General features: G+C 34.6%; 12 protein-coding genes. 3 read left to right on the top strand and 9 right to left on the bottom strand.

Features of this window, described 5'->3' with window-relative positions; all coding sequences use genetic code 11:
* Positions 1-32 precede the first annotated feature (32 nt).
* From VIO64_RS12535 to VIO64_RS12555, 5 genes are all read right to left on the bottom strand, one after another.
* The gene (locus VIO64_RS12535) at positions 33-713 is read right to left on the bottom strand and encodes a SpoIIIAH-like family protein (protein ID WP_331918669.1); all 681 of its coding nucleotides are present in this window, start codon (positions 711-713) and stop codon (positions 33-35) included.
* 128 nt (positions 714-841) lie between these two features.
* Positions 842-1,456, bottom strand: a complete 615-nt coding sequence (locus tag VIO64_RS12540; RefSeq protein ID WP_331918671.1) for a stage III sporulation protein AG — start codon at positions 1,454-1,456, stop codon at positions 842-844.
* Positions 1,457-1,484: 28 nt separating this feature from the next.
* Positions 1,485-2,213, bottom strand: coding sequence for a stage III sporulation protein AF (gene spoIIIAF / locus VIO64_RS12545; protein ID WP_331918673.1), 729 nt, complete (start codon positions 2,211-2,213; stop codon positions 1,485-1,487).
* 15 nt (positions 2,214-2,228) lie between these two features.
* Positions 2,229-3,458 (bottom strand): stage III sporulation protein AE, encoded by a 1,230-nt coding sequence (spoIIIAE, locus tag VIO64_RS12550; RefSeq protein ID WP_331918675.1) that lies wholly within the window; start codon positions 3,456-3,458, stop codon positions 2,229-2,231.
* Between the two features lie 138 nt (positions 3,459-3,596).
* Positions 3,597-4,817 (bottom strand): D-alanyl-D-alanine carboxypeptidase family protein, encoded by a 1,221-nt coding sequence (locus tag VIO64_RS12555; protein ID WP_331918677.1) that lies wholly within the window; start codon positions 4,815-4,817, stop codon positions 3,597-3,599.
* 309 nt (positions 4,818-5,126) lie between these two features.
* Here VIO64_RS12555 and VIO64_RS12560 point away from each other — a divergent pair, with 309 nt between their 5' ends.
* Positions 5,127-5,339: an alpha/beta-type small acid-soluble spore protein gene (locus VIO64_RS12560; protein ID WP_036946950.1), complete on the top strand. Its 213-nt coding sequence runs from the start codon at positions 5,127-5,129 to the stop codon at positions 5,337-5,339.
* Between the two features lie 382 nt (positions 5,340-5,721).
* Here the strand turns inward: VIO64_RS12560 and VIO64_RS12565 are convergent, their stop codons facing one another.
* Both VIO64_RS12565 and VIO64_RS12570 read right to left on the bottom strand, forming a co-directional pair.
* A complete protein-coding gene (locus VIO64_RS12565; protein ID WP_331918682.1) occupies positions 5,722-5,982 on the bottom strand; it encodes a spore coat protein in 261 nt (86 codons plus the stop codon).
* Between the two features lie 12 nt (positions 5,983-5,994).
* A complete protein-coding gene (locus VIO64_RS12570; RefSeq protein WP_331918684.1) occupies positions 5,995-6,192 on the bottom strand; it encodes a hypothetical protein in 198 nt (65 codons plus the stop codon).
* 272 nt (positions 6,193-6,464) lie between these two features.
* Here VIO64_RS12570 and VIO64_RS12575 point away from each other — a divergent pair, with 272 nt between their 5' ends.
* Together VIO64_RS12575 and VIO64_RS12580 are read left to right on the top strand one after the other, a co-directional pair.
* Positions 6,465-7,142, top strand: coding sequence for a DUF421 domain-containing protein (locus tag VIO64_RS12575; protein ID WP_331918686.1), 678 nt, complete (start codon positions 6,465-6,467; stop codon positions 7,140-7,142).
* Between the two features lie 14 nt (positions 7,143-7,156).
* Positions 7,157-7,546 carry a DUF4363 family protein gene (locus tag VIO64_RS12580; protein ID WP_331918688.1) on the top strand — a complete coding sequence of 130 codons (390 nt, stop codon included), beginning with the start codon at positions 7,157-7,159 and terminating at the stop codon, positions 7,544-7,546.
* 124 nt (positions 7,547-7,670) lie between these two features.
* Here the strand turns inward: VIO64_RS12580 and VIO64_RS12585 are convergent, their stop codons facing one another.
* A complete protein-coding gene (locus VIO64_RS12585; protein ID WP_331918690.1) occupies positions 7,671-8,678 on the bottom strand; it encodes a sodium:calcium antiporter in 1,008 nt (335 codons plus the stop codon).
* Positions 8,679-8,917: 239 nt separating this feature from the next.
* Positions 8,918-10,827 (bottom strand): S-layer homology domain-containing protein (locus tag VIO64_RS12590; RefSeq protein WP_331918692.1); only part of this gene is annotated, 1,910 nt, incomplete at its 5' end.

The raw sequence follows: 10,827 nt of genomic DNA on the forward strand, positions 1-10,827 counted from the left end.
ATAAGTATTAGCAATATTAGGAGGATCAATGCCTAAAATATATTTTTTATTCTTATTTTATCTATTTCCAAGTTTGCTTGTCTTGACACAACATCATATATCTGTGCTGTCTGAGCTGATGAAAGGTTTGGTGCTTTGACCACAATGTCTACACTGCCGTCATCTGCAAAGAAAGCTATTGCATCACTAATTCCATTTTTCTTTATCAGATTTTCAATTCTCATTTCTCTATCGGAATTTTCCGCCATCCTGGTTGCTTTCTCTAAAGCTTTATTTCTAACATCTTTTGATGATGCAGGATCTTGCGCTATAGCTTTTAATGTTTCATCACTTTTGCCCCTGCTCACTTCCTTATCAAGCTTTGCCTGTGCAAAAAAGTCATTTGCCTCTTTTGAAGCATCCAAATTTTCACTTGTCTTTCTGTCAGATGTATCACTACCTTTTGTTTTATCCTTATCGTTTAATTTATCTTTGCTCTCATCTTTGTTTTTTACATCCTTGCTGTCTTCTTTTTTATCCTTATTGTTATCTGCTTCTTTATCATCAGCTGAAACAGTATAATCGCTATCGACGTAAACAGCTTCGCCAAGTCTTGAATTATCGTTATTTACCGAGGTACTGCCTTTTTTATAACTGTACTGAAGATATCCTGCAACCACCAACATTAAAACTAAAGATAGTACAACAATTTGTTTTCTTTTAAATACCATCATACTAAATCCCCCTTTTAAATATTTTTAATTAACATATTCATGTCTCATTTATACTTGTCATCTAATTTATATTCATATACGAACAAATTTATAATAAAAAATTATTTAATCATTATTTTTTTCAATCATTACTTAGCATAACCAGCTCCGCTTTCTAGCACCTCAACCCTGTGAACAGGAACATCCAAAAGAACCTGTACTGCTCTTACAAGTCTTTCCTTAACCTCCGGGTCTGAGGCACCATCTGCAATCACCACTACACCTTTGACTTCAGGAAGCAATTCCTTTAAAACTATAGGTTTTTTACTGTTACCCTGGCTTTCTTCATAAGCCAATTTGTCTTCATTGTCGTTTTGCTTTATGCTTCTTACCCCTCCACCTGAATCTTTTTCCTGGGTGTCACTTTCATTCCTCTTTTTGTCATATGCTGGTACGATCTCTTTTCCTGATACATATGTCACCATCACATGCACCTTTCCTGCTCCCTTTACCTTCATTAGCAGCTCTTCAAGCTTCTTTTCATTAAAGTCATTTTCTGATGGCTCTACCTTTGCAGATGCCGCCTGGGTTTTAATAGTGGTCTCATTTAGCGATTCTTTTTTAGTTTCACTCTTTTTGAACAGTGATCCTCCTGCCACTATGGCAATTATTCCTATTATAATAACTATTACTGAGTTTTCTATTATTTTCTTTTTGTTTTTATTTTGAAACAGCTTTTCCAATAATTCTTTAATCCCTATCATACTCTTCTCCCATTCATCCTTTTGTAAATTATCTTTGGGCTTTTGTTCCTTCGCTGCCACATGTTATTATAATGTTTTCTTCTTCCACCCCCAAAAGCTCATTTATTTTCTTTTTCAATTGGGCATTAAGCCTATTGTCTATTTTACTGCCTTCAATATTCTTGCTGTCTACACTCTGGCTTTCCACATTGTTTTCATATTCTGTTTTGCTCTTGCTAATCTGATGGGCATTGCTTATCCAAATCCCACTTCCAGGGCCAACTTGGATTTTTTCTACCTTTGGTATCATCTTTATTTCAGTATTGCTTTCCTCTCGGCTTTTTTTTAAATTGAGACTCATGTATACTCTTTTAATCTCTCCATATTTTTCCGAGCTCGAGTCTTCATCAACTGTCACATCTGCCTTGACAGATTCTATCTCTTCATTTTGTTTTATATAACTCTCCAACTGGGTTATAATTTTTTGTCTATACACCTCAATTATTTGCTTTGATTGATTTTTACTAAGTAATTTACTCTTTTGATCAATATCTATCTTGTTAATGTTTACAGTCTCCGAAAACTCCAGACCTTTTAAGTCTTGTTCCTTTTGGATAAACTTCAAAAAAGGAGTTATAAGGGTGATCATGATAAGAAAACCCGAAATGAGATTTATGTACTTCTTCATTTTGCCTGAAGGAACGAGTATCTCCAATAGAACAATAAATATAACCAAAGTTACTATATTAATAGTCCATCCTCTTAAAAATTCAATCATATACTCCTCCAAAACTCATCTTATTGCTGTTGAAATACTGCTCGATGCAATTATTGCAGTCACTGCTATCAAAAACATAAATGCCACACAAGCTACAACACCCAAAACAAAAGTAAGAGATCCTGCAATATCATTGATACATTTGACAATTCTTTTCTCTGCTATAGGTTCAACCAAAACAGCAGTTATTTTATATAATGAAATTAAAGCAAAGATTTTTATCAATGGCACAAGGCATATCGCTATTATTCCTATCATTACAGCTATACCTGAAGCGTTTTTTATAAGCAGGGTACAGCCTAAGACAGTATCCGCAGCATCTGCAAGGTATTTTCCGGCGACTGGTATAAATGCACCAATTGCAAACTTGGCCGTTTTGCTTGAGACACCATCTACCACAGCACCAACGGATCCCTGTATGCTGATAATTGCTATAAAAACAGTGAGTATTAACCCTAAAATAACAGTCCCTGTTTGCTTTAAAAATGCGGCCAGCTTTGAAATCTGAACCTTATCTGAAACATTGTTTACTAATGATAATATAGTAGAAATTAAAACAAGCGGTATAAAGACATTCTTCATGATTGCTGCAGCAATTTCAACTATCATAACAAGAAGGGGCTGAAATATGCCTCCGGATGTAATATTTCCGCTTGAGACAAGCAATGTAATAAGAATCGGTATTGTTGCCTGCATAAAATCAACCATGTCATCTATTATATCTCTTCCCATAGTTAATACCGAATTTAAGCTAACAATCAATACCGAAACAATAACTATATAGCATATAAAAAAGGCTAACTCCCCGACACTCTCGCTTAAAAATGATGATTGAAGGTTTTTAAGAATAGCACACAAAACTATGAGTACAACTAGCTTTATTAAAATATCAACATTAACGTATATTTCTTTAAAAAAATAACGCAGTATGGCATTTAAAAGGCTTTTAATATTGAGGTCAAATTTGCCTTTTGCCGCATTGCTTATAAATCCTTCAGGATCATATTCCGGAAATAGCTCCCTTATGTCGCTGTTTGAATGCGTTTGCATCTGATCCTCAATAAGGTTGGCTTCCTCCGACTTTGCCTGCTCTTCAATAAGTTTGTCTTCTTCTGTGCCTCCACTCTCCGCATATGAATTAAATGTAAAGAATGATTGCACCATAGATATGCTAATAATGATGATATAAATCAGAATTAATAATTTCCTAAGTTTTTTCGGATAAACGCATAATGTTCTCTTCATAATTAGTCCTCTTTGGTATCTTCCATAATTTTAATATTATATATATATAAATATTTAGCTATGTCCCATTTTATTACAATAATAATAAATTTTATCCCCTTGTATTTTAAAGAGTATCTTAGAAAGATTAATCACTTTTCATATAGCAAGCTGACTATCTGCAGAAGGATTCATATATGAGAACCAGCTTGCTATCATATCAATCATATAATCCCAAAACCCCTTGCGAGGTACTTCATGCTTTGTTTTTACCTGCACCTTTGCGATAATATTTCCATTTAAAGAAAAGCTTATATTTCCAATCCCTACTCCTTGACCAATAGGTGCTTCAAGTGAATCCGGTATATCCTCCACCCGTTTTAGCTTATTTAACTCCTCATCCTTCAAGGGGTACTTAATTTCCTCATTGACCGTTAATGAAACAAACTTCTTTTTTCCTTTAATGACGGATATTTTTTTAAGCTCTTCATCTGCCTTCAATATTGTCTGCTGTTTGTAATTTTTAAAAGAATAATCCAGTATTTTTCTGCTGCTGTCAGCCCTGATAGTCCTTGTTGGACATCCAAGAACAACAGATATCAGCTTCCAACCATCTCTGGTAGCCGAACATACAAGGCACCTTCCTGCCTGACCAGTGTATCCTGTCTTTACTCCATCTGCTCCCGGATAAAAGCCCAGCATTTCATTAGTATTATACAAGCTCCTGCCAGTAATACTTGCTGAAACAGTTTTGCATATCTTAGCAAACTCGGGATTACGCAGTGCATATCTTGTCATTTGAGCAAGCTCGTTAGCTGTGGAATAATGGCCGTCACGATCCAGTCCATGGGGCGTTTTAAAGGAAGTATTTGTAAGATTAAGTTCCTTTGCTTTTTCATTCATCATGCCTACAAATGTTTCTACATCTCCACCAATATGCTCTGCAATTGCTATAGCAGCGTCATTACCCGAGTTGAGCATTAATCCGTACAAAAGCTCCTTTAGTTTCAGCTTTTCTCCCTCTCTTAAATTGATACTTGAGCCTTGAATGCTTGCCGCCCTTTTGCTTATTGTGACAACATCATCAACATTTCCATTTTCTAAAGTCACTATAGCTGTCATTATCTTTGTAGTGCTGGCAATGTATTTCCTTTGATCGGCATTTTTAGAATATAAAATTCGTCCGCTGTTAGCATCCATTACAATAGCTGCATGAGCATTAATTACCGGAACGGTGGCATCAGGGTCCTTCTGCTTGGACACAAATGCATTTATAACCGGCTGTCCTTCATTCAAATCATCTGAATAGGAATAAGCACATATATTTACAATCATTATGAAAATTATCATTACACAAGCTTTGCATTTTAGACCAATCACTCAATCCACCTCAAATTTAAAATATTTATATCAAAATATATGAATTGAATCAGCCTAATATAATAAATTTGCTTAATTATTATTTAGAGAGTATGCTCTATAAAAATAATCAAAAAATAATACTATAATTAAAAACCAAATGTAAGATTATTCACACTTTTAATATATAAAGTTATTAATTATCGAACTTTTGTATCAAATTATTACCATAATACGTTAAGGAATTGTTTTTAATCTCGACCAAAACTTACTACTTATAATCTAATGTTTTTTAGACACAATAAGAGTATACAAGGGAGGTGATACGAAATGGCAAACAACAATAACAACAGCAAAACTCAGTTTGATAACATGAAGTATGAAATAGCTAAAGAAATCGGTGTAAACTTAAAGCAGGGATATAACGGCGACTTGACTGCAAGAGAAGCAGGAAAGGTTGGCGGTAATATAGTTAAGAAGGTTTTCCAGTCATACACTGGTAACAGCTATCCTACTGAAAAATTAAACGACACTTCCAGATAATTGTAATTAATACTCTGGCATAGTATCTGGTGCTTTTTAACATTACAACTCTAAAATAGTTATTCCATAATGTTAAAAAGCACATAATTGAATACTAATAATAATTCATAAGATTTATAATTAATAAATTCTGTGAATAGAGTTAAATCTTCATTGCTAAATTTCACTTCGTAGTTTAGCATTTAGAGGGCCCTCAGATAAAATATTTGAGGGCTTTTTCAACGTTTTATTTTGTTTTAATTATTTATTTAATGAGCTTGGTTACTGTCATGAGGAATTATGGTGGAAACATACAATAATTTCCCATACAAAAAAAGAATCAGGCAGACATCTACTGCTGTCTACCTGATCTTTCTATACTTTTATTGATTCATGTACAGTTTTATACGTTAATTCTTGCTACTTCCTGCTGAGCCTTACTTATATCCTGCTGACTTGCAAGTGAAGTTTTATACCATCCTTTTTGGTTCATCATATCAAAGATTTGCTTTTGATGATTGAATGTACTTGTAAGAATAACAGTTGCATCATTTCTTAAAAACTGATTTGTGCTTTCAAGCACAAGATTTGTCAAAGAAGATGCTGCAAGCTTGTGTTCATTTAATAAAATGGACATAACTTCCTGATCAGATATACTTCTCATTTCTTATCCTCCTTACTGTATAGTGGCTGAGTTAATATGTTTTATAAGGGTTTGTAAATCATTTCTGTGATCTTTCACCATTTGCTGGCATAAAGTTTTTATTTGTGCATCGTTACAGAGTTCTGCACAGCTTTCCATAATTTTAATACTGTTTTGTGTCATCTCAATGTTATCCTGCACCAACATAAGCTCTTTTGAAGTAAGTGACATATGCTACCCTCCTTAAATTATTAATAGTTTTATCATATCAGTAAATATGATTTGCATTTTTTCCTGATATATTCATTTATATATTTGATTATGTAAAAATCATTTTTAATACATAACCGAGGTAATCAAGGTAAAAATATAAATAATAGCAATAGATTTATTCTACAGTACATTTTCTCACGATAACAACCAAGGTTGCAAAATTCCTTTGGGATTTTGTTCCTTAAGGGCTTTATAGGTTTAATTTAAATATGAATTGAAAGGATGATTTTGTGTTAGTAGTTTTCATAAGAACTCTCATACTCTTTTTAATAGTCGTTATTGTCATGCGTGCAATGGGAAAACGTCAAATCGGTCAGCTGCAGCCGTTTGAACTGGCAGTTGCCATTATGATATCCGAATTGGCAGCCGTCCCAATGCAAAACACCGGAATCCCTCTAGTAAATGGTATTATTCCAATTATTACCTTGCTGGTTGCACAGATTACCTTATCGCTAATATCCCTAAAAAGTATCAAAGCACGCAGTATCATATGTGGAAGACCCAATATTCTTATAGAAAACGGCAAGATTAATGAAGTTAATTTAAGAAAGGAGCTATACACAATGAACGACCTGCTAGAACAGCTTAGAATTAAGGGCACAAGCAATATTTCAGACGTTGAGTATGCTATTCTCGAGACAAATGGCCAGCTTAGCATTATTCCAAAATCTCAAAAGAGGCCCCTTACCCCTGAAGACATAAAAATAGAAACTAACTATGAAGGCATACCACTAGACTTGGTAATTGACGGTGATGTTAACTATAATAATCTTAAAAAGGCTAAGCTCGATGAAAAGTGGCTGATGAATGAATTAAATAATTGCGGTATCAACAATACAAAAGATGCTTTATTTGTCAGCTTGGACTCTAGCGGAAAAGTCTACTTTCAGAAAAAAGCCCAGAACTAAGGAGGGATATTAAATTGCATTATACGAAAGTAATTGTTGGAACTATCCTTTTAGTATCTGCCATGCTGGCTTTCAGTATTGCCAGTTCATACTATTTAAGCCATTCAGCCAGCAAAATAGATACCCACATAAGAAACGTAGAGGCAAATTCAAGAGCTGATAATTGGACAAACGCAAATAATGAACTTACCAACCTGGAAAAAGAGTGGGAAAAGTCATCAAGAACTTGGGCTTTACTAATTGATCATGTAGAAATTGATAATATAGACAACTCACTTACCCGTATGAAAGAATATATCAAAGCAAAAAATAGTGTCTTATCTCTAGGAGAGCTTGCAAACTTAAAGCAGTATGTAAACCACATTCCGCAAAAGGAATCTTTTAACTTTAATAATATCTTTTAAATTGATAAACTGATTGTTAAACTGACCTTGTCAATAAAAGGTCAGTTTTTATATTCAGATCATTTGTATTTATAGATTTTCTTTGTTAAACTATATGTTATATTTTAGTTTACTCTGTTCCTGTTTAATTTTTTGTTAAAAGATACAAAATAAATATGATATATTCTATTCCGCACAATATAAAAGGTGTAGGTGTCAACACTTTTTTTAGCTTTATCCATAATAATACAATAGATGCTGCCACTAGAGATAGCAAACAACTTACTAATGCAGTATGATTAAGCTTCCACGAAGTAAACATAATACCAATAGCAACAGGTATGCAGCTTTGAAACACCATGGCACCGCTGATATTCCCAAGTGCAAGAGAATCTTTCCCTTTCCGTATCCATATAATACTGTTAAATTTCTCAGGCAGTTCAGTAGCAATAGGAGTGATTATTAAAGCGAGGATCATAGGGGAAACATTCAAAAATTCAGCTATTCCTTCTATATTAGATACAAAAATGTATGAACCGGCAATAATTCCTGTTAAAGCTATTACAAGTTGAAACAAAATAGCAGTCAAACTTACTTTAACATCAAAAAACTTCAGTAAATATAGTTTTTCAAGCCTGTCAACTGATGTTTTATCAGATTTTACAGTTAGAATAATATAGTATACATACATTAAAATTAACACGGCAGAAACAATAGTTTTGGTTCTAAAATTATCCGTAATAGACATTACTATTGCAATTAGGTACATTATCAAAAAGAATGATATATCTCTGCTTAAAATCTTTTTGTTTATCTTAATGTTAGTTTCGCTTTTTCGTTTTTTACTAAATATTATGACACTTAATCCAGTGATAAAGAATGCCAGTGTACTTAGCATAAACGGTGCACCTAGTATTGCACCTATCCCTACATCACTAGAACCAGCTTCCCCTTCACCCGTCGATTTTATTATTGCTATTATAGGTATCAATGTTTCAGGCAGGCAAGTACCCACTGCCGAAAAAATGCTCCCAATGACTCCATCTCCCATTTTAAGCTTCTTTCCAAACCATTCAATTGCGTTAGTAAATAGCTCACAGCTCAAAAGAATTATTACAAGCCCTAAAACTAATAACATTATATATATTTGCATTTAACTGCCATCCTTTTTTGTTATACCTGTTATATCTCAACAAATATTCAAGATGTAAGATAATAAATCACTTTTAATATATTCTAAAAAAATGCAAATATTACTATTTCAGCATCTCAATTATTACCCATGCATGCAAAAAGGGAGGTTGAATTCTGCTGTCCTAAGCAGTATTACAACTCTCCCTGCGATTTATGCGGTGAACTTAATTAAAAATGCCCATCAATTAATTGTAAATCTTATTTTTCAAGCAGTAATTCACTTCCATCTTTTTCATCTCTAATGTATTTATGGTCTCTAGAAGCTTCCTCGATATCTCCAAAAGCCCAATAGTTTGATGCTACGTCCGGGAATGAAGCTTTTGTTACTTTAAGAGGTCCCCTATAAAGCGTTCTATTGATCATTGTAACAACTTCTGCACGTATTATGTTGTTGTTTGGTCTAAATGTTCCATCACTGTAGCCCTGAATCAACTTAAACCTGTAAATTTCTTCAATATAGTTTACCGCCCAGTGCTTTTTCAGATCAGTGAAATGTAACTTTGATGGAGCAATATTCTTAAGATGCAGATAATTGAATATTACTGTCGCCAACTCTGCTCTTGTTATAGGTGCATTAGGATGGAATGTTGAATCCATATAACCCTTAAATATACCGCTCTTTGTCACTGCTTCGATATAACCTACTGCCCAGTGCTTGCTAGAAACATCCACATAGCTGCTCTTTACACCACTCTTTACATCAAGGCCCATAATACGAGCAAACATTGCAGCTACTTCAGCTCTTGTTACATTTTGTTTAGGCTTGAACGTTTTATCCTTATAACCTAAAATGTAAGCACTGTGGCTGCCTGGGGCAAACCTGTTAGAATATAACATTACTCTGATTGTTGATTTGTCATCATTTCCAGAAGTATTGTTTTCAGGTATGTTAATAGTTTGATTGCTGCTAATCACAGCTGTATTATCTGTATACTCCTCAGCTTTTGTCAACAAATTAACTTTAACCTTATATTCTTTTATGTATGATTCACCAACAGCAAGGTTGCCTATATTCCATTCAATCTGGCTTCCGTTAACTGTGCCCTTTGCTGTATCAAGAACTTCGGTAAACTTAGGTATCTGTGCTGTTAACTTAACATTTGTAACATCAACTTTACCTATGTTCTTGTATTCAATTGAGTAAGTTATTTCACTTGACTCTTCGTATCTACTCTTGTCTGAACTTATAAATACAGCTATGTCTGCATCCTTATTGTAACCAGGTTTTACTGTAGTTGGCTCCACAACAATAATAGGAGTCGCAGTAGGTGTAGGAGTAGCCAGTGATGTCTGTGTCGGTGTTGTTGTAGTCGGTGTTGCACTTGCAGCAACACTTGGATTCCCCCCTGGTATTTGTGATACAGGTGGTTGCTGAGTTACAGGTGCTTGTGTCGCGGACGGTGTTGCTGTTGTTGGTGTTGTTACCGATGTTGATGTTGGAGTTACTGTTGCTGTTGTTGGTGTTGTTTCCGGTGTTGCAGTTGGAGTTACAGTCGCTGTTGTTGGTGTTGTTTCCGGTGTTGCAGTTGAAGTTACTGTGGCTGTTGTTGGTGTTGTTTCCGGTGTTGCAGTTGAAGTTACTGTGGCTGTTGTTGGTGTTGCTTCCGGTGTTGCAGTTGGAGTTACTGTCGCTGTTGTTGGTGTTGTTTCCGGTGTTGCAGTTGGAGTTACAGTCGCTGTTGTTGGTGTTGCCGATGTTGCAGTTGGGGTTACTGTAGCTGTAGCTGGTGTTGTTGCAGGTGTTGATGTTACTGTTGAAGATGGCACAGTTTCTATTGTCACACTACCATCTGTAAAACTCGCTCCAATGGGTGTCATTATTCCATCTATCAATCCTGAGAATGATCCTACTGAATCCTTGCTTACACTGTATATACCATTTGCTGCAGTACTCTTTACTTTAAATGTTATACTTGCAAACACTCCGCTGTTTACTATTTGCATATCTTTTTGTGTTGCATCATTAAACAGGAAGTTTATCTTGCCTTCTGATGATTTATTGCTTACAAAGTTAGCTACTGCAAGTGGTACTATATCTCCTGCTGCTACACTCTTATATTCCAATACATTGGCATCATATCCAACTATAAAGTTGCAGTTGTTTATTC

The sequence above is a fragment of the Pseudobacteroides sp. genome (assembly GCF_036567765.1).
In the GTDB taxonomy this organism is placed as follows: Bacteria; Bacillota; Clostridia; order Acetivibrionales; family DSM-2933; genus Pseudobacteroides.

Bases quoted from the DNA above. Each gene is read 5' to 3' on its own strand.
- VIO64_RS12560 (WP_036946950.1), top strand. From the start codon at position 5,127: ATGGCAAACAACAATAACAACAGCAAAACTCAGTTTGATAACATGAAG.
- VIO64_RS12540 (WP_331918671.1), bottom strand. From the start codon at position 1,456: ATGATAGGGATTAAAGAATTATTGGAAAAGCTGTTTCAAAATAAAAAC.
- spoIIIAE (WP_331918675.1), bottom strand. From the start codon at position 3,458: ATGAAGAGAACATTATGCGTTTATCCGAAAAAACTTAGGAAATTATTA.
- VIO64_RS12585 (WP_331918690.1), bottom strand. From the start codon at position 8,678: ATGCAAATATATATAATGTTATTAGTTTTAGGGCTTGTAATAATTCTT.
- VIO64_RS12535 (WP_331918669.1), bottom strand. From the start codon at position 713: ATGATGGTATTTAAAAGAAAACAAATTGTTGTACTATCTTTAGTTTTA.
- VIO64_RS12565 (WP_331918682.1), bottom strand. From the start codon at position 5,982: ATGAGAAGTATATCTGATCAGGAAGTTATGTCCATTTTATTAAATGAA.
- spoIIIAF (WP_331918673.1), bottom strand. From the start codon at position 2,213: ATGATTGAATTTTTAAGAGGATGGACTATTAATATAGTAACTTTGGTT.
- VIO64_RS12570 (WP_331918684.1), bottom strand. From the start codon at position 6,192: ATGTCACTTACTTCAAAAGAGCTTATGTTGGTGCAGGATAACATTGAG.